Origin of the sequence: Streptococcus pseudopneumoniae IS7493 (genome assembly GCF_000221985.1) — a bacterium.
Taxonomy (GTDB): Bacteria; Bacillota; Bacilli; order Lactobacillales; family Streptococcaceae; genus Streptococcus; species Streptococcus pseudopneumoniae.
In genome coordinates, this window is sequence record NC_015875.1 from 1502281 (window position 1) to 1521574 (window position 19294).

16 protein-coding genes and 1 pseudogene are annotated in these 19294 nt (G+C 40.3%); 1 reads left to right on the forward strand and 16 read right to left on the reverse strand.

The window, feature by feature from the left end; translation table 11 throughout:
* Positions 1–261: 261 nt before the first annotated feature.
* The 5 genes from SPPN_RS07750 to SPPN_RS07770 all read right to left on the reverse strand — a co-directional run bounded on the left by SPPN_RS07750 (position 262) and on the right by SPPN_RS07770 (position 3910).
* Positions 262–1413, reverse strand: a complete 1152-nt coding sequence (locus tag SPPN_RS07750) for an MFS transporter (protein ID WP_000808704.1) — start codon at positions 1411–1413, stop codon at positions 262–264.
* Between the two features lie 239 nt (positions 1414–1652).
* Positions 1653–2282, reverse strand: a complete 630-nt coding sequence (locus tag SPPN_RS07755; RefSeq protein ID WP_000033949.1) for a Pr6Pr family membrane protein — start codon at positions 2280–2282, stop codon at positions 1653–1655.
* Positions 2283–2284: 2 nt separating this feature from the next.
* Positions 2285–2623, reverse strand: a complete 339-nt coding sequence (locus SPPN_RS07760) for a zinc ribbon domain-containing protein YjdM (RefSeq protein ID WP_001061585.1) — start codon at positions 2621–2623, stop codon at positions 2285–2287.
* 130 nt (positions 2624–2753) lie between these two features.
* Positions 2754–3425, reverse strand: a complete 672-nt coding sequence (gene cmk / locus SPPN_RS07765) for a (d)CMP kinase (RefSeq protein ID WP_000849385.1) — start codon at positions 3423–3425, stop codon at positions 2754–2756.
* Between the two features lie 8 nt (positions 3426–3433).
* A complete protein-coding gene (locus tag SPPN_RS07770) occupies positions 3434–3910 on the reverse strand; it encodes an SAG1386/EF1546 family surface-associated protein (RefSeq protein ID WP_001040900.1) in 477 nt (158 codons plus the stop codon).
* 50 nt (positions 3911–3960) lie between these two features.
* Here SPPN_RS07770 and SPPN_RS12250 point away from each other — a divergent pair, with 50 nt between their 5' ends.
* Positions 3961–4164 carry a ferredoxin gene (locus SPPN_RS12250; protein WP_080564678.1) on the forward strand — a complete coding sequence of 68 codons (204 nt, stop codon included), beginning with the start codon at positions 3961–3963 and terminating at the stop codon, positions 4162–4164.
* Positions 4165–4227: 63 nt separating this feature from the next.
* Here SPPN_RS12250 and SPPN_RS12255 read toward each other — a convergent pair.
* From SPPN_RS12255 to SPPN_RS07815, 11 genes and pseudogenes are all read right to left on the reverse strand, one after another.
* A pseudogene (locus SPPN_RS12255) lies at positions 4228–4329 on the reverse strand (group 2 glycosyl transferase); the annotation flags it as partial.
* Positions 4330–4367: 38 nt separating this feature from the next.
* Positions 4368–5012, reverse strand: coding sequence for a hypothetical protein (locus SPPN_RS07775; protein WP_000949237.1), 645 nt, complete (start codon positions 5010–5012; stop codon positions 4368–4370).
* Between the two features lie 174 nt (positions 5013–5186).
* Positions 5187–6122: a glycosyltransferase family 2 protein gene (locus tag SPPN_RS14430; RefSeq protein ID WP_044012435.1), complete on the reverse strand. Its 936-nt coding sequence runs from the start codon at positions 6120–6122 to the stop codon at positions 5187–5189.
* 1 nt (position 6123) lies between these two features.
* Complete coding sequence (galE, locus tag SPPN_RS07785; RefSeq protein WP_001156507.1) at positions 6124–7143, reverse strand: UDP-glucose 4-epimerase GalE; 1020 nt, start codon at positions 7141–7143, stop codon at positions 6124–6126.
* Complete coding sequence (locus SPPN_RS07790) at positions 7122–7481, reverse strand: hypothetical protein (protein ID WP_000694300.1); 360 nt, start codon at positions 7479–7481, stop codon at positions 7122–7124. The genes galE and SPPN_RS07790 overlap by 22 nt, the downstream gene beginning before the upstream one ends.
* Before the next feature lie 6 nt (positions 7482–7487).
* Entirely contained in the window at positions 7488–8591 is a 1104-nt protein-coding gene (locus SPPN_RS07795) for an NAD(P)/FAD-dependent oxidoreductase (RefSeq protein WP_000754684.1), read from the reverse strand.
* A gap of 290 nt (positions 8592–8881) precedes the next feature.
* A complete protein-coding gene (locus tag SPPN_RS13990) occupies positions 8882–9442 on the reverse strand; it encodes an Abi family protein (RefSeq protein ID WP_007285080.1) in 561 nt (186 codons plus the stop codon).
* A 79-nt stretch (positions 9443–9521) separates the two neighbouring features.
* On the reverse strand, positions 9522–9671 hold the full coding sequence (locus SPPN_RS13995; protein ID WP_155246446.1) for a hypothetical protein: 150 nt from the start codon (positions 9669–9671) through the stop codon (positions 9522–9524).
* 729 nt (positions 9672–10400) lie between these two features.
* A complete protein-coding gene (locus tag SPPN_RS14000) occupies positions 10401–17363 on the reverse strand; it encodes a YSIRK-type signal peptide-containing protein (RefSeq protein ID WP_014017313.1) in 6963 nt (2320 codons plus the stop codon).
* Between the two features lie 417 nt (positions 17364–17780).
* A complete protein-coding gene (locus SPPN_RS07810; protein WP_000881158.1) occupies positions 17781–18578 on the reverse strand; it encodes a Nif3-like dinuclear metal center hexameric protein in 798 nt (265 codons plus the stop codon).
* Complete coding sequence (locus SPPN_RS07815; RefSeq protein WP_000624065.1) at positions 18565–19242, reverse strand: tRNA (adenine(22)-N(1))-methyltransferase; 678 nt, start codon at positions 19240–19242, stop codon at positions 18565–18567. The genes SPPN_RS07810 and SPPN_RS07815 overlap by 14 nt, the downstream gene beginning before the upstream one ends.
* Between the last annotated feature and the right edge of the window lie 52 nt (positions 19243–19294).

Genomic DNA, 19294 nt, shown 5'->3' on the forward strand with positions numbered 1-19294 from the left:
ATTGTATGGGTATAAAAATCTCATACTCTTCGAAAATCTCTTCAAACTACGTCAGTTTCCATCTGCAACCTCAACACACTATTTTGAGCAACCTGCGGCTAGCTTTCTATAGTAGATTGAAATAAGATATGAATAATTCTATTAGGAAAGTCAAATTAATTTCTAGAAATATTTTAGCAGCTACAGCGTACTATTCCAAACTCAATCAACTATGCTCTTTGATTTTCATTGAGTATCAAAAGAAAAACTTAGGAATCAATCCTAAGCTCTCTTCTGAAGTAGGTACATGACAAAGATAGAGATTACAATCAACCAACCTCCTAAGATACTAAAGACCAACATCCCATTGTGAGTTAGTAAGCCAATTGCACCTAGAACGAATGGGGTCGTAAAGGCTCCGAAACTACAGCCTAATACAGCAAATGAAGTTGCTTGATTGAGGAGTTTAGCTGGAATTCGTTCAGAGACAAGTTGAAAGACCGTCGTCAAGACTACACTATAGGCAAATCCAGCCAGAACACTTCCTGCTACTACCACCCACAAGGATGGAGACAAGGCAATCACGATTTGCCCCAAGCCAAATGTAATACCAGACCAGAGGAGCAGTTTCTCTTTAAAGATAGAAATCAAGAAAGAAAAACTCACTCCAGCCACAATCCCGATTAACTGCATGAGACTAAGAACAAAACTAGATAACTGGGCATCCCCCAATCCTCTTTCCACCATCAAACTTGGAATACGGATGGTAATAGCTGTATTGGTACAAACTACAGCTGCCGCTTCGATAGCTAGGGTAAAAATCAAGCCTTTCATTTCTCGAGTTAAACGACTTGCTTCCTTCGCTCTTTTCTTGACTTCTTTCTTTGATTTTCCATAAGGGACAAAGAGCAGATAAAGGGGCAGCACCAAAAATCCAGCACTATAGGCTAGAAAGATAGCTGTCCAACCAAAGGCCAACAACTGACCGACGGCCAAGGTAATGAGAGAAGCTCCAACGACCTCTGCAGAAGCGCGTAGCCCTAACATCTGAATTCGCCTTTTTCCTTGATAGCGTTCACTGATAATAGAAATGGCCTTGGCATTGATCATCCCAACACCTAAACCAAAAAGAAGCCGTGTTCCAAAGACAAAGGAATAGGCTTGGTACCAGAAGGGAGCTGTACCGCTCAATGATAAAATCAGCAAGCCCAAACTAATCTGTAAGCGCTCAGGAAATATTTTTTCTAAGAAACCATTTAGCAGTAACATCATCATGATTCCAAAGGAAGGCAAGCTCACCAAGAACTCAATTTGTTCCTTAGAATAACCCTGATAATAGTCAAACATGGCTGGTAGGGCACTCGAAATGGAAAAGGAGGTAATCAAAACGAGGGAGAGAGCCAAAATGCTGGCCCGTTCTAAAAATTGTTTCATGAAATCTCTTTCTATATTTCTCTTAATCTTCTACTTTTTTGATAGTTATCAAAAAAGCAAGAAAAGAAGAAGCCTCATTGGTACACAGACTCCTTCTCAAACTCGAAAATGAATCCCTTGTGTCTTATACTCAATGAAAATCAAAGAGCAAACTAGGAAGCTAGCCGCAGGCTGCTCAAAACAGTGTGTTGAGGTTGCAGATGGAAACTGACGTGGTTTGAAGAGATTTTCGAAGAGTATTAGAATGACTTTCTCTTGATTTGCTTAATAAAGTAGAAGATAAATCCTGCTACCATATAGGCAACAAAGATAATCAGACACCACTTGAATACGACATCCCAACCCTTGTTCACATTTAAAAAGAAGTAAGGGAAAGGATTATCCTTGGCATTTGGAATATTGAGTTTTAGAACCAAGCCATTAAAAAGAGCAAACATCATATACAGCAAGGGTAAAATGGTCCACACTGCTGGATCCCAAATCTTATATTGACCCTGTTTGTCAAAAAAGAGGGTATCCGCTAAAAACCAGATGGGAACGATATAGTGGCAAAGGAAATTTTCTAGGGTATAGAAATTAGTCGCAATGGGCGCCAAGAGGAAATGGTAAATCACACAGGTAATCATGATACTCATGGTGACCCCACCTTTTAAGCGCAAGAGACTTGGCCTTTGCCAATTTTCACCTACACGGCTCATAACCTTTAGAAGATAAAGGGTAAAAATAGTTACCAAGAGGTTGGACAGAACCGTGTAATAGAGAAGCATCCCAAAACCACCATGCTTAGTAATTTCAAGATAAACTCCCGTAAAAGCCGCTAGAAACAAGAAGATACGGCTATAAAATACAAGTTTATAGTGTTTTGACATGCTTAAATCTTCCTCACAAACTCTGATTTAAGTTTCATGGCACCAAAACCATCAATCTTACAGTCGATATTGTGGTCGCCTTCTACGATGCGGATATTTTTCACGCGCGTCCCTTGTTTCAAATCTTTTGGCGCACCTTTTACTTTCAAGTCCTTGATGAGAGTTACTGTATCACCATCAGCCAATTTATTTCCGTTGGCATCGATAGCGACAAGACCTTCTTCTGCTTCTGCAACTTCAGCAGGATTCCACTCATGAGCACACTCTGGGCAAACCAGTAGGGCACCGTCTTCGTAGACATACTCTGAGTTACATTTTGGACAATTTGGTAAATTGTTCATAGTTTCTCCTTATCATCATTCACTATTCTTTGAAAATCAAAATTTCTCGAACAGCAACTATTATACCCTAAAATCAGCATTTTGACAAATTTAGAAAAAAACCGATATCCATCTATCGGCTTTTCTACATTTACATTCTTTTTTCAGCTTCTGATTTGATTTTTTCAACTACTTCTTGAATGTTCAAGCCAGTTGTATCAAGATAGACAGCGTCCTCTGCTTGTTTAAGAGGAGAAGTCTCCCGATGACTATCCTTGTAGTCACGCGCAGCAATTTCCTTTTTTAGGGTTTCAAGGTCTGTTTCAATTCCCTTGGCAATATTTTCCTTGTAACGGCGCCCTGCTCTCTCATCAACAGAAGCTACTAGGAAAATTTTCAATTCTGCTTGTGGCAATACAACAGTTCCAATATCGCGACCATCCATGACAATCCCACCTTGCTGGGCAATTTCTTGTTGGAGAGAAACTAGTTTCTCACGCACTTGAGGAATTGCTGCAATAGCAGAAACATGATTGGTCACTTCATTTTCACGGATAGGATGGGTAATATCCACATCTCCTACAAAAACAAGCTGGTCTCCAGTTTCTGAACGTCCAAAGCTGATTGGATGCTGGTCCAACAAGGTTAGAAGGGCTCCGACTTCTTCAACTCCTAATTGGTTCTTAAGAGCCATATAGGTCGCTGCACGATACATAGCTCCTGTATCAAGGTAGGTGAATCCAAAATCCTTAGCAATAATCTTTGCGACCGTACTCTTACCGCTGGAAGCAGGACCATCAATAGCAATTTGAATTGTTTTCATATCGGCTCCTATTTTATTTTTATAACATCACCTGGATTAGCAAACCAAGATCCTGTAGCCATGTGCCCAGGATTCAAGGCCTCTAACTGAGCAATGGAGATTCCTGCACGAGCGGCAATAGCTGCTTCCCCTTCTCCTGCGAGAACTTTAATCGTTCCTTCAGGATTAGCAGCTTCTTCTGAACTACTAGAAGTAGATTCTGGCTCTGAACTCTGCTCAGGCTGAGAACTGCTTGAAGATGAGACTTGTACTACACTTGCATCAGAATCATGAAAGTCTTTTAAGGCTGCTGTGCGATTACTCCCCCCCGATGATAGATAGATGAGAACGATGACCATCACCACCACAATTACAAAGAAAATACTAGCTAGGATCGTCAAAATACGATTAGCCATCCTATCAGCCCCTCCGTGGTTTCGATGCCGACGCTCTGCTCTTGCTTCTTCTTGATCATAAATATCTTCTTGCCACGGTTCTTTTGCCATACCTTACTCCTTGTTTTTTTTACTTTTCTTATTACAATATAAATATGAACATGAAAATCACACTTATACCTGAACGATGCATCGCCTGTGGGCTTTGCCAAACTTATTCTGACTTATTTGATTACCACGATAATGGAATCGTGCGTTTTTACGATAATCCTGACCAACTGGAAAAAGAAATTTCTCCTAGTCAGGATGTCTTAGAGGCTGTTAGAAACTGTCCGACACGTGCCTTGATTAAAAATCAACACTAATCTCTCATAGTAAATTGACAAGAACGTTTCACTCTTTCTAGTTTAGCATATTTCCATGTAAAATTATAGTCTTTTCACTTTATTTTTTTCTGTAAAATCAGGAAGATCACTTTTTTCTTTAACGAGATAAAGTGGTCTTTTTTTAGTCTCCAGATAAATCTTACTGCAACTTATAATCTAAATTCCTCAATGAGAATAGACTTCTACCATTCTATTTCCTTTACCCTTTTTACAAATTCATTCCACTCTCGTCTACAATCTTTAGATAGGCATATATCCGTATAATTGAACGATAAATCTTTAATATTCTTCCACCAATCAAAAGAATTTCCCGCTTCTTCTGTTTCTATTCTTTTGTTAACTACTTCAACAATTGTATTATCTATCTCTTCCTTGTCATCTAAACTTAGAAATCTCCATTCAATTCCATTTGTATAAATTACTTTTTTATACCATAAAAGGTCTCCAATAAGTTGTCCCATCTCTCCAGTTATATGTTCAAAACTGTTCGATATGGTTGATTTGATTTTTTCCTCTGTAATTAAACTATAATTTAAATTCTTAACTTCCACGCATCCTCGAAGTTCCTTCCATTCTTCAATTTTTATACTTTTCCTAGATTTGTTTTCATAAGTCTTATCTAAAATAACTATATCAGGAAAATTACTTAGACCATAATAAATTTGTCCCAAACCCCTTCTTTGTCTTCCGAAGACATATCTTTTTGATAAACTATCTTTTAAAGTTGGCTTAATTATATCAGCAACTAAAGGATACAGTTCAACCTCTACATAATTTTGTTTCTTTATTAGCCCGATTTCTTCAGTATAATCCTCTTTACTTAGCATAAAATAACCCTCCTGAATGTTTTATTTATTAAGTTATCGTCTTTGCAGTAAATTTATTCCACATAGTTCATTTATATCATGTCAAATCCCTAATTTTTTTAAAAATCACTCAAGTTCCAGACCAAAAGAATTATAATTACAAAAAAGTGACTGCGCCAGATAATTCCTACTTTTTCATGATCTATGATAACTTTTTTCTTTGATAAGATAAAGTGGTCTTTTTTTAGTCTCCAAATAAATCTTACTGATATATTTACCGAGAATCCCAATAGTCAAGAGTTGAATGCCTCCAAGAAAGAGAATAACAGCCATCAGAGAGGTCCAACCAGATGTCGGATTGCCCAAGATAAGGGTCCGAAACACCACAAAAACAGTCATCACAAAAGAAATAAAACAAGATAGGAGTCCCGCCACAAAGGCGATAATCAGGGGAAAATCTGAAAAATTAACAATCCCTTCAATGGAGTAGAAAAAAAGTTGCCTCAAACTCCAACTGGTCTTGCCAGCCTGCCTTTCGACATTTGGATAGTCCAAATAGTAGGTTTTGAAACCCACCCAGGCGAAGAGCCCCTTTGAAAAATGATTGGACTCGGTCAAGCTTAAAATGGCATCGACTACAGACCGTCTCATCATGCGAAAATCACGGACACCTGATGGCAGGGCTACTGGACTAATTTTTTGCATAAGGCAGTAAAAGAGATTAGCACAAAAACTGCGAAAGAAGGGTTCTCCCTCCCGACTAGTTCTCCGTGTTCCAACACAGTCTAAATCTGCATTCTGGTCTAGTAAGTTTTTCATCTCAAGCAACATACCAGGAGGATCCTGGAGGTCTGCATCCATTACCACCACCGGATCTCCTGTCGCATATTGCAAGCCTGCATACAGAGCTGCTTCTTTGCCAAAATTTCGCGAGAAAGAAATATAATGCACTGCCGGATTTTGTTCCCGATAGGCCTTTAAGAGTTCCAAGGTTCCATCACTTGATCCATCATCGACAAAGACATACTCGATTTCTGTTTCCAAGTCAGGAATCAGAGCTTCCAGAGCCTGATAAAAAAGAGGAAGTACTTCCTCTTCGTTTAAACAGGGGACAATGATTGATATCACCATCTTAGTCTTCGAATCCATTTGGATGCTTGCTTTGCCAACGCCATGTATCTTCACACATTTGGGTGATGCCGAGTTCTGCTTCCCAGCCCAGTTCTGCTTTGGCTTTTGCAGGATCTGAATAGCAGGCTGCGATATCCCCTGGGCGACGGTCTACGATGCGGTAAGGAATTGGGCGTCCCACTGCTTTTTCCATATTTTGGATAATTTCAAGAACTGAGTAGCCTTTACCTGTTCCAAGGTTATAAACGTTTAGGCCTGAACCTTTTTGGATTTTTTTCAGAGCTGCGACGTGACCTTTAGCCAAATCGACAACGTGGATATAGTCACGAACACCAGTTCCATCTTCGGTATCGTAATCGTCTCCAAACACTTGCACTTGCTCTAATTTCCCAACAGCTACTTGAGTCACATATGGCAAGAGGTTGTTTGGAATACCGTTTGGATTTTCTCCTAGGTCTCCACTTTCATGGGCTCCGATTGGGTTGAAATAACGAAGCAAGACCACATTCCATTCTGAGTCTGCCTTGTAGATATCTATCAAAACTTCCTCTAGCATGAGCTTGGTACGACCGTATGGATTGGTCACTGAAAGTGGGAAATCTTCCAGGATTGGCACTGTATGAGGATCTCCGTAAACTGTCGCAGAAGAACTGAAAATGATGTTCTTACAGTTGGCTTCTTCCATAGCTTTCAAAAGGCTAAGAGTTCCTGCGATATTGTTGTCATAGTAGGCAAGAGGAATACGAGTAGATTCTCCAACAGCCTTCAAGCCAGCAAAGTGAATGACCCCTGTTGGTTCTTCTTGTTTGAAAATGTCACGAAGAGTATCTATATCACGGATATCTGCCTCATAGAAAGGTACTTCAACTCCTGTAATTTTCTCAACAACTTCTAAACTTTTGCGATTGCTGTTGACAAGGTTATCCACCACAACAACCTGATGACCTGCTTGGATTAACTCAATAACAGTGTGGGTTCCGATAAAACCTGCTCCACCCGTTAGCAAAATCTTTTCTTGCATCTTAATTCCTCGATTCTCGGATTATTTTTTCTTATTTTACCATTTTTGATAGGGAATGTCATTTGCCATCCTAGAGGGTAAGATAAAATTTCAGTAAAATGCTTATACTCTTCGAAAATCTCTTCAAACAACGTCAGCTTCGCCTTGCCATGGGTATGGTTACTGACTTCGTCAGTTCCATCCACAACCTCAAAACAGTGTTTTAAGCTGACTTCGTCAGTTCTATCCACAACCTCAAAGCAGTGCTTTAAGCTGACTTCGTCAGTTCTATCCACAACCTCAAAGCAGTGCTTTGAGCAGCCCGCTGCTAGTTTCCTAGTTTGTTTTTTGATTTTCATTGAGTATTATTCGCTTTTTACCGGTTTGACATAGTTTTCAATTGGGTAGTTTTCAGGGTTCAAAGTCAACTCCTTGCCTTTGACCAATTGAGCTAGGTGGTAACCAATAATAGGACCAGTTGTGAGGCCTGATGAACCTAGTCCACTAGCAGCGTAGACACCTGCCAATTCTGGCACTGGCCCAAAGAAAGGAGAGAAATCACTAGTATAGGCACGGATTCCCACACGCTCAGCCCTTGAAGTCGCTCTAGCTAAAACTGGATAGTGAGGTAAGGCTGCCTCCTCCATTTGCTGGAGCAAGATTTCATCTACCGTCAAATCAAATCCCATATCATTTTCATGGGTAGCACCTAGGGACAATTTGCCACCTGCAAAAGGAATCAAATCCCATTCCCCTTCTGGCATGACAACAGGGTAAAATTCCATGTCTTGGGCCAGCTGATAATCTCGGAGCTGTCCTTTCTGAGGACGGACATCCACAGCATAACCCAAGGGTTCTAACATATCCCCCAACCAAGCTCCCGTCGCCAAAATAACCTGCTCAAACTCCTCTTCACCAATCTGGTAGCCTGATGCTAACGGTGTCAGAGTCACTTTTTCTTTGACCAGCTTGACATGACTGGATTCCAGCAAACGAGTCACTAAAAGTTGGCCATCTACTCTCGCTCCACCAGAAGCATAGAGCAGACGGTCAAATCCCTGCAAACCAGGGAATAATTCATTAGATGATGCTTGGTCCAGAATGGCTAATTGCCCTATCAAGGGAGATTCTTCTCTGCGCTGGAGGGCTAATTCATAGAGTTCTTCCAACTTGGATTCATCCTTTTTCAGGAGAAAGACTCCCGAACGATGGTAAAAGTCGATTTCTTGCCCTGATTTCTCTAAATCAGCTAATAAATCCACATAAAAATCAGCCCCCAAGCGCGCCATTTTGTACCAAGCTTTATTGCGGCGTTTGGAAAACCAAGGACTGATAATTCCTGCTGCAGCCTTGGTAGCCTGACCTTGTCCATGGTCAAAGACGGCTACCTCTAGGTCACTTTCTTTCGAGAGGTAGTAGGCAGCTGTTGTCCCCACAATTCCTGCTCCAATAATGGCAACTTTTTTCATTGTTATAATTTATTCCTTTTGTTTCACTCAAGGCACAACACAGAATAAAAAAGTTTTGTGCCCTTTATTTTGTTTTATACTAGACCTCCATACTATCTTATTCTTTCCAATAATTATCTATCTAAGAGATTATCCTATTCTTAATTGTCAATAAGTTCACCCAGTCCTCTGGAAGACCGTAGTGTCTCAAATCAACTTGTTATCTACTTCCTTCTTCTAGTAAATTTTGTATTTTTTATTCCAAAAATTCTGGGTTTCTAGGGACATGGACAAAATAAGATGTCTCATTGCTATAAAATAAATAAATAAATAAATAATGTCTTATCATCATTCTCTGAGTTTGTCTCCAATAACTCCTTATCAGAATGATGAAGAGCAGGTAAGGTATGGTGTAAGCGTTCATATAATCTGCCATTATATGAGCATATATTTCTAAGATATCGAAGTGCATTACACCAGGACAATAAGATTTTAGCTGGAATTTTATCATCCTTATACAAGAGCAAACTAATATAAGCAGCAACCTTATTTCGATAACCTGGTTGTAAGGCGACAAGAAATGATGATATATTTCCAAATGTCATTAAACGAAAAACAGTCCAAGGCAACACAACACCATATTGTCTAATCTGATTCTTTACTATGGAATCATCTTGTTTTTCAAAAATAAACCGCGATAAATGATACTTTGTTTTCAAGACAGTATCCTGACGTTTAGGGTTATCCTTGCAGTATTTAGATTGTTCAGAAAAATATAAATCATCGTCTTCAAAAATATAAATAGTTTTTTGGTATCCAAGCGTCAGAGCATCAGCGGTACTCTTTTTCAAAAAGACTTCAATTCTCTCCAATATTTCTTGAAGGAAATTTCTAAGGTAACTATCAAATAAGTAGGCTTACTTAGCTAAAATATACTGACGATTAACCAATTTACCATAAATCTACACAATCCTTTTTATAAAATTCATCATCAACATTATATGAAAAATCCCAATGAGATTTATCTTTCATATGTTGATACAATTCTTCTTCTGTCAGTGCAGGTTCAATCGCCATTTTTAACGTAGTAGGTGCTAACACAGGATTATAAACTAATCGTATTTTATCAACTATATCAATATTTCAAGGAATATATTCCTTGAAATTTGTTAATTCAAATATGGCAACATTCATTCTAACAGTCTCCACTATATGAAAAAAGGTCACCTAGTTATACATTGCTGCACCTTTGATGACTTCTAATCTACCTAGATTATACCACAATAATCCCTATTAATCAATAGAAATATTTTTTAAGTGTAGTATATTGAGCCTAGAATAGTAGGCTACGGATTCTAAAATATTTCTAGAAATTAATTTGACTTTCTCAATCTCTTTGTTCATATCTTATTTCAATCTACTATATATGATATACGTATGGTTGGTTATGGAGAGCACAATCATCTGACAAAACCAAGTGATAGAGAGCGCTTACATCAACTCCTAAAGAAAGATGGATAGAAAGACGCTTTTCAACTTCTTTCTATCCATTACTTCCTTCAAGAGTCCACACCAGCAATTTTCAGTTCCATTTCATGAACTATCTTACTTGTTTCGTGTTTCTTCTTTATCTTACTCTACCATCAAAGACTTCTACTTGTACTAGAGGAGGAAGCATTCCCATTTAAAAGACGGTGTCCTGTTCCCAGAACCACTTCCCCACTAGAAGCTGGTATATTCCCACTACAGGTTTGCGACTAACTTTTCCTATCGTCATTATCCAGCAATGTAGTAACTTCTATGGTCGCCTGCGATATTTCAACATGTCGCTTATCTTAGCTGAGCAAGAATCGCTTTGAGTTTCTCAATCAACTCGTCTTCTGTGTGGTCAGACTCTTTCTCATTGGCTAGGAAAGCAACTGCTTGAGCGAGAGCTTCTCGTGCTTGGTCGAGAACTTTCGTATCCACATTTGTAGAATCCAATTCTGCTTCAAGCTTGCTTAGTTCCTTGACCAATTTCTTGAGTTCTGACTCTTTCTTACGACGCGCGATGAGGAAGAGAAGGAGCCCAAGAAGGGCAAGTAGACTGCCAATCATTACTACATATGAAAATTCAGTAGTTGTCTGACTATCGTCTTTCATCTGATCTTTTTCTTGATTTTGCTGGTCTTCTTTCACACCTTTTAAGGAGTCTATTACCTCTCTCACTCTTCTAACAATATCACGCAAATCGGACTCTGTCAAACTTTCGTCATTAAGAGCTTGTTTAATCTCTGTAAGAAGAGCTTTAGCTGACTCAAGCATTGTACTATCTATATCATCCAAATCTTTCAAACGACTTTCCAATCCTTCAACCAATCGAGCAAGCTCAGACTTGTCAACAGGACGAGTCTCGTTAGGAGTCACTGTAGTTCCTGAATTGTTTGGAGTGCTTGTAGAAACTGGCGTTTCTTGAGTCGAAGTGCTTGCTTGTGCCTGTCCAACAGTAGACGATGGAGTAGTAAGGGTCGTATTGCTACTATTGTCAGTTGTCACACCAGGGGCTGGAGTATTGCCTCTGTTATCTGGTGTCACACTATTGCTATTGCTGCCAGCAGGGTTGGTAGTAGCTCCATTGTTGGTGTTGCCACTGTTGCTAGTATCAGTACTATTATTACCAGATTTTTTCTCTACGGTTTCTGTCGATGGAATTTCTTTAGTTGTTCCATCTGGTAATGTGACAGTTACGTCTCCATTGTCTTTTACAACTACGTTGGTGGCTGTTGGGTTAGCTTTCGAAACGGCTTCTTTAACTTTGGCTTTTTCGGCTTCTGTTAAATGCGCTGGGTCTGCTACTGGCGTTACCTCTACCTTAGATTTCTCTACGGTTTCTGTCGATGGAATTTCTTTAGTTGTTCCATCTGGTAATGTGACAGTTACGTCTCCATTGTCTTTTACAACTACGTTGGTGGCTGTTGGGTTAGCTTTCGAAACGGCTTCTTTAACTTTGGCTTTTTCGGCTTCTGTTAAATGCGCTGGGTCTGCTACTGGCGTTACTACCAGAGCTGTCTTGTCTGCTTTGTCGACTAACTGCTCTTTCGCTTTGTCTAACTTACCTTGCGCTTCTGTTACTTTTTCTTGCGCTTCTTGAACTTCAGCTGCTGTCGCATTGTCACCTTTAGCTAATACTGCTTTGGCTGCTTCCTTCGCTGTTGCAACATCTGCTTCTGCTTCTTTCTTAGCGGCTTCGTATGCTTGAATACTTTCTGGTGTCTTACCTTCTGTACTTACAGCTTCATCTAACTTCGCTTTATCCTCAGTTAGTTTATTTTTCGCTGTAGTTGTCGCTGCGGTTGTTACGGCATCTTCTGCCGCTTTCAAGGCTGCTTTGGCTGCGTTTACTTTCGCTAGCTCTGCTTGTACAGCTTCTGGTGTCGCATTGTCGTCCGCTATTACTTTTTTCGCTGCTTCCACTGCTTTATCCGCCGCTTCTTTTGCTTTAGTATATGCGTCAACTTTGCTTTGTGGCTTGTCATCTGTAGTTGGTTGACTTGCTACTTCGCTTGCTAAGTCGTTATTCGCTTGCGTTAGAGCTATCTGGTCTGCTTTGTCGACTAACTGCTCTTTCGCTTTGTCTAACTTACCTTGCGCTTCTGTTACTTTTTCTTGCGCTTCTTGAATTTCAGCTGCTGTCGCATTGTCACCTTTAGCTAATACTGCTTTGGCTGCTTCCTTCGCTGTTGCAACATCTGCTTCTGCTTCTTTCTTAGCGGCTTCGTATGCTTGAATACTTTCTGGTGTCTTACCTTCTGTACTTACAGCTTCATCTAACTTCGATTTATCCTCAGTTAGTTTATTTTTCGCTGTAGTTGTCGCTGCGGTTGTTACGGCATCTTCTGCCGCTTTCAAGGCTGCTTTGGCTGCGTTTACTTTCGCTAGCTCTGCTTGTACAGCTTCTGGTGTCGCATTGTCGTCCGCTATTACTTTTTTCGCTGCTTCCACTGCTTTATCCGCCGCTTCTTTTGCTTTAGTATATGCGTCAACTTTGCTTTGTGGCTTGTCATCTGTAGTTGGTTGACTTGCTACTTCGCTTGCTAAGTCGTTATTCGCTAGCGTTAGAGCTGTCTTGTCTGCTGGTTTCACCACATACGTTACTCTTACGTTTTCTGTACTTTGATCTGTATAAGTAACAACAACGTCAAGAGTATGGTTCCCTACTGTAGTTGGATACTGTGTTCCTTCTTTCAGTACAGCTGATGCTTTGTTAGCTACATCTACAGCAGCAAGTAACTCTGCATTTGTAGGATTTTCACCGATTACTTTTGTAATCGTCTTAGTCGTCGGAGCTGTGTGTTCTGGAATAGGATGATTTTGGTTATTTGCTTGAGATTCAACATCGCCATTTCCTCTAGTAGAGGCTGTTGTGATATTTGTATTCCTGTTCACTTTTGTATAGTCAAGCGTAACCTTACCATTTGCTAGACTGATACCATCTGGTAAGGTTGTTGAAGAACTCCAATTATTTCCTCGTTTAACCAGTGTTACTGTGGCATTGGTATTTTGTTTGTTCTTATAAGTTAAGGTCACTTTTTCTGCATCTGTCGGTAATGTAACTTCTACATCTCCATTTTGACGTGTAGCACTAGTTGTTGCACTCGGTTGTTCAAACTTAGCCTTAATTCGTTTAGTCTCTGAAATTTTCGTTGCGCTAGAAGCTTTTACCGCAACTTCCGTCCCGTCTTTTACTAAACTTTTTGGAAGGGTAAAGCTATTGCCACTAGCTGTAATTCCTGCAACAGCACTCCATCCTTGATCAGTTTTTCTAAAATGTTGTGTTTCTGAACGATTACTAGTTTGATTATGATAAGTCAAATCAAACTCAGTAGCTTCCTGCGGTACAGTAATTACAACCGAACCATCTGGTTGGGCTATACCACTTACATCCTCTAATCTTCCTAAAACCTTAGTAGTAGCTGCTATACTAAAGTCAGAGCCGTCCTTCTGCTGCTTAACTGTAACTGTTGAACCTGCTTCTGCTGTTTCAGCTTGGATTAGGATTTTGCCCAGTCCATTTTCATCATTTATAATCGAAATTGTGCTATCTGCATTGGCGTCATCCTTATTCCAGTTGCTACCAGTTTTAGTAAAACCAACAGTTTTTTCTTGTCCAGTAGCATTTGTATACGTAAGCATAACCTTAGTAGCTTCGTCTTGACCTACCATTGATGTTACCGTTAGAGTTTCTTTATCTTGTGAGATAGTTGGAGATTGAGGCGCTTGGACCGTCACTTTTGTAACCAAGTCATCTCGTGAGATAAACTTACTTTCTGATCCGTCCTGACTTGTAACAGTTGCATTTCCATCACTATCCACTGTAACAGTCGCTCCTGGGTTAGCAGCTTGTAGAGCCTTCTTAATCTTTTCAATATCTGAAGAATTTAGTTTCTCTGGATCGGTTACAGGTACTTTCTGCTCTGGGTTGACTAACGGTTTACGGTTCTTTGCAGCTTCTTTTTGCTCTTCTGTCAGCTCCAACAAATCTTTGTGGGAAATCAAGCCACTTGTTCCATCTGGTTGTACAACATAGGCATCTCCATTTTGCCCAACGTTTACAGTAGCACCAGGATTTTTCTCCTGAACCTTCTGAGTAATCTTTTCCAATTCCTCTTTGGTTAGCTTATTTGGATTAGCTACCTTCACTTTTTCAGTTGGTTTTTGGATTTCTTTTGGAGAAGTCGAATCATCTGCAGAATCTGCTTGCCCACTTTGTTTCACAAAATCACTAACAGCAGCTTCTTCCTTTTGTCCATCCGGTCTGGTCACCTGAACCTTACCATCATCTGTTATTTCAACTTTAAATCCTGGATTAGCATCTTCAATAGCTTTTTTTAGCTTATCTTTCTCGGTTTGATTTAGACTACCTGGATTTTCAACGGTAACTTTTTCTACTGGGCTTACAAAGTCACGGCTAGCTTCTGTAGGAAGTTCTAGTTTAAGCGATTCTGATAGTGGTGATACAAGATAGTCTAAAACAGGTTCATCTGTACCTTCCTTAACCACTGCCGTAACTAGACGAAGTTCCTCATTCCCCACCAATTCTTGTCTATACTTATCAGGAGTAAACTCAACTGTTCCATCCGCCTTAACATCACCACTAGCAAGAATAGTATAGCCAGTAGCTTTTTTAGGCTTATTATCAGAAACACCTGTGCCTACAGCATCCACATCATTCCCACCTTTAACCAAGAAGGTTTTCAGTTTTGCTTTATCAGGAATATTTGCTGCTTCTCCTTTTGTTCCAGAGTTTGCTTTGATGACCGGTTTTCCTGTAGTCTTTCCTTTCAAACTCTCAGCTGTTGTTGCAAAACTCGGTTTCGTAAATGGAATGTATAGATAGAGTTTTTCTGTCTTGGTTGTATTATCTGCGGTTGTAACCGTAACAGTAATTTGATGGATACCTGAATTGGTTTTGTTAATAGTTCCTGTTAATGACTTCTTGCTACTTAGGGGTCCCTCATGCTCCACTTCACCCTGAACCAAGCCCGTGTTTTCTAAATTAGTTACTTCAATATTTTTGATAGACTTACCACCTGGAACTCGAACCAGCACTTGTAGTTGCTTTCCAGTATAACTGTCAAGATATAGTGCTTTATACTTACTTGTCTCCAAGCTAGAAGCTGCTCCGCCCTCTCCACTTTGTCCAAACCCAATACGAATCTGACTGCTATCGTAGTTGGCTACTTTAGCATCTGATGATTCAGACTCTAAGAGTGAAGTTCGCTTGCCTTCTGCAGTCAAATAAGACTGACCTGAAACACGTGACTTGACAGTATAAGAACCTTTTGTAATAACAACATTTTTGAAGGTTGCATTTCCATCATCACCAGCAATACTGGTTGCTACTTCTTTTCCGTCATGGTAGAGAACCATCTCTACACCTTTGGTTCCGTTAGTTGCAGTGATATCCTTTATCGTCCCTGCTTGCTTTTGCAAATCAGTATTTAAACTTGGTTTTTTCGGTTTCACAACAAAATTTAACTGAACCAATTCACCAGAACCGTCAGCAAAGATTCGCTCTACAAGATAAGATTTCACTCCCGGAGTATTGACGATAGTGTCTGCAGCTTCTTTGTTGTTTTCAACTTTGACGCCGTCCTTAAAAAGATTATAAGAAGTTGGATGTGATTCAGCATTATCCCCTACCTTATCCCTATTTTTAAAGTAAGATTCAAGGTCAATGCCTCCATCGCTTTTAGCAATTAAAGATGAAGAGGTACCTGGAGTTGTTGATACATTATTATTTTTCGGCTGCCAAATTCGCCCTTGTACAATCTGATAGTAGCCATTTCCTTCCAACTGAGCCGGATACTTCTCAGCCTGGTCTCCTTCACCGGCAGCTCTACCGTACCACTGATTGACTAGCAAGCGATTAACTGATTTCCCTGACAGCCTAAACCCTTTAACACCCAAGGCGTAATAGAGATTACGGAAAGTCGTATCTGGGGAAGTCGTCTCAAAGGTCAAATGGTAGCTATCATCACGTCCTCCGTCCAAAGAGAAGGTGTAGACTTTCTCGGTTTCATTTTTGATACCAGAGTATTTAGAAGCTGCCTTTTTCTCAACTTCAGTTGGGAAGTTTTTATCAGCATGGTAGTAGAAACCTTTCTGCACCCACCAGTTAACTTCTTCCTTGGCTAAGCCATCCAGACTATCCGTCCGATAACCATAACCTCCACTTTTTGCTGCCGCTCCTGTTGATGCAACAGTCCCCTGCTTTTCATCACTAATTCCATCAGCTGATTGTAAGGCCTTTAGGATTTGATCCTCTCCGTTACCTGCATCTCCACTAGTAGCAGTGGTGCCACCAGTCCTATGATCATAACGAGAAATAGTTACTGAGTTTGCTTTTACAGTGTGGTTTTTAGGTAGGGTAAACCAAAAAGTATTTGATAAGTAGTGGTGTGGACCCCGTCCTACTTTTCCCTTATTGATATCAATCTCCCATTTAAAACCAGTTTCTGTTTTCTTGACTATCCCGTAGATAAAATCTTTCGCTTCCGGAATACGAAACTCTTTTCCGTCCCAATATGCTCTTGAACGTTGCGAACCATAGACATAGGTTCCACGGGCATAAGGTGAACCTGCATGTCCATCTTCTAAAAAGTAGTTGATCCCATCTACATAAGCATTACTTGGCACAGCTATGTAGCCTGAAGGAACTTCTTGTCTGCTTCCTCTTGAACGAGGTTGAATCGCTGTTGTCACCGGAGTGTTTAACGGTTGTTCATCCTGTTCTGTATCATCCTCATCATCGTCAAGTGGAATAAGGTCATAGTCAGACTGGCTGTCTTTGAGCACCCGAGGCTGAAGGACTCCAGTGCTGCTTGTTTTGGCTGCTATCGTGTCAGCAGATCCTGCCCTTTTCTCTCTCACCTGAGGACTTTCTTGAACAGACTCTGGCTGGCTAGAGTCTACTCCAGTAGTTTTAGGGGCAGCTACTGTCTGTCCTTGATTAGATCCTTCCGCTGACCTCCCTTGCCCTTTTATCTCCTTTGTGATCTTGCCTTCAGCAAGTTGCTCAAGTACAACCTCCTTCGACTCTCCCTCATCCGACTCCTGCAGAGCCCCATCAGGGTTACCATCAAATCCAGCGACCACGTCATTAGTTGTAGCTGGAGTGACTGTCTCACTCGCTGCTACTGCACCGTTGGCAAAAAACATCAATGCGGCAACCGCAACACTGGCGGCACCAAAGTGGTACTTACGAATGGAGTAACGGAAGACCTTTTCTCTGTTAGACTTTCTAAAATCCATAACTCTTTCTCCTTAAAGATATGATTGAAGAGAACATGTCATTTTCCTCTTCAATTGACAATAATATTAAATAGCAACTTACGACTATTTACCCCACTATACCTCCTATGAAGAGTATACAGTCTAGTAGCAATTATACCACCCCCCCCCCCGAATTTTTGCAAGGAAAAACATTTAATTTTTTCTGTTTTTAGAGTATTTTATAGTAAATTGTTATCTTTCTAATTATATGTATTGGATTTTTTGATTAAACTGCAAAAAACGAGGACTATTGTATTTTTTTATTTATAAAATTTCGGGTATAAGTTTTACAAAAAAATCCAGTCTCAACAATGTCTCAGAATCACATTTGTACTAGTGTAGTTTCAGTTTACCATAATTATACTAGTACAATTTTTCATTATTTTCACTTTCTAACTAGATATGGTGGAAAGGATTGGTCGATGCTTGACTAGGTACAATATCAATTGTCCAGCCATTTTCTCCTTTCCATTGATTAAGAAGCTCTGCGATTTTTTCCACAAACAGCACTTCGATATAGTGACCTGGATCCAATGCCAGCAAGCCATCAGACAACATATCCTGGGCAGTGTGGTAGTAAATATCACCAGTGATATAGACATCCGCTCCTTTAGCTAAAGCATCCTTATAGAATGACTGCCCGCTTCCACCACAGATGGCCACTCTTGAAATAGGTTTCTGCAAGTCATTCTCTTGATAATGCACCATTCGAAGACTATCTAGGCCGAATACTTGCTTGACATACTGGGCAAAGTCCCCAAAGGTCTGAGTCAGAACATTCCCAATACGTCCAATTCCACGTTCAGGACCTGTCTCCTGAAGATAAGTTATCTCCTCGATTCCTAGCATCTGACAGAACCAGTCATTGAGACCATTTTCAACGATGTCAATATTGGTATGGCTGACATAAACTGCAATGTCATGCTTGATGAGATCAATGTAAATCTGATTTTGTGGACGGCTAGCTACCAAATCCTTGATGGGACGGAAAATCGGCGCGTGCTTGGCAATAATCAAGTCCACACCCTTTTCAATGGCTTCAGCCACCGTTTCTTCACGAATATCCAGAGCCACCATGACACTTTGGATATCCTTGTCCAAAGTTCCAATTTGCAGACCACGACTGTCTCCCTCCATGGAAAATTCCTGAGGACAATAAGCTTCATATCGGTTAATGACTTCACTTGCTAGCATGGAGAACCTCCTTGATGGCTTGAATTTTATCTACTAGAACTTGACGTTCCTCCAGATTTTTTTCTGGAATTTGTCCGAGGGCAAATTCTAGCTTAACAGCTTCTTTTTGCCATTTTTGGACAAAGACTGGACTGACCTCTTTGCACAAGAAGGGGCCAAATCGAACATCACTTGCTGATAGCTTCATTTGTCCTGCTTCCACCACCAAAATCTCGTAAAACTTGCCAGCTTCTTCTAGAATGCTTTCTGCCACAATCTGAAAACCATTGTCTTGCAACCAAATGCGCAAGTCGTCTTCACGATTATTGGGCTGGAGAATCAAACGCTCTACGTTAGCTAACTTGTCCAAGCCTTCTTCTAAAATCCTAGCAATCAAACGGCCACCCATACCAGCAATGGTAATGACCGACACTTGGTCTGCCTCTTCAAAGGCTACCAAGCCATTGGCTAAACGAACCTGGATTTTCTCCTTTAACCCGTGACTTTCAACATTTTTGACTGCAGATTGGTAGGGCCCGTCCACCACCTCACCTGCAATGGCACTTTTGATTTGTCCTCTCTCAACCAACTCGATGGGCAGATAAGCATGATCACTTCCCACATCTAATAAAATGGCTCCCTGTGGTACAAAGGAAGCTACCAATTCTAATCTCTTTGAAATCATCTTCTCTCACTTTCCAAACTCTATTACCTCTTATTATACCACATTTCGGCTG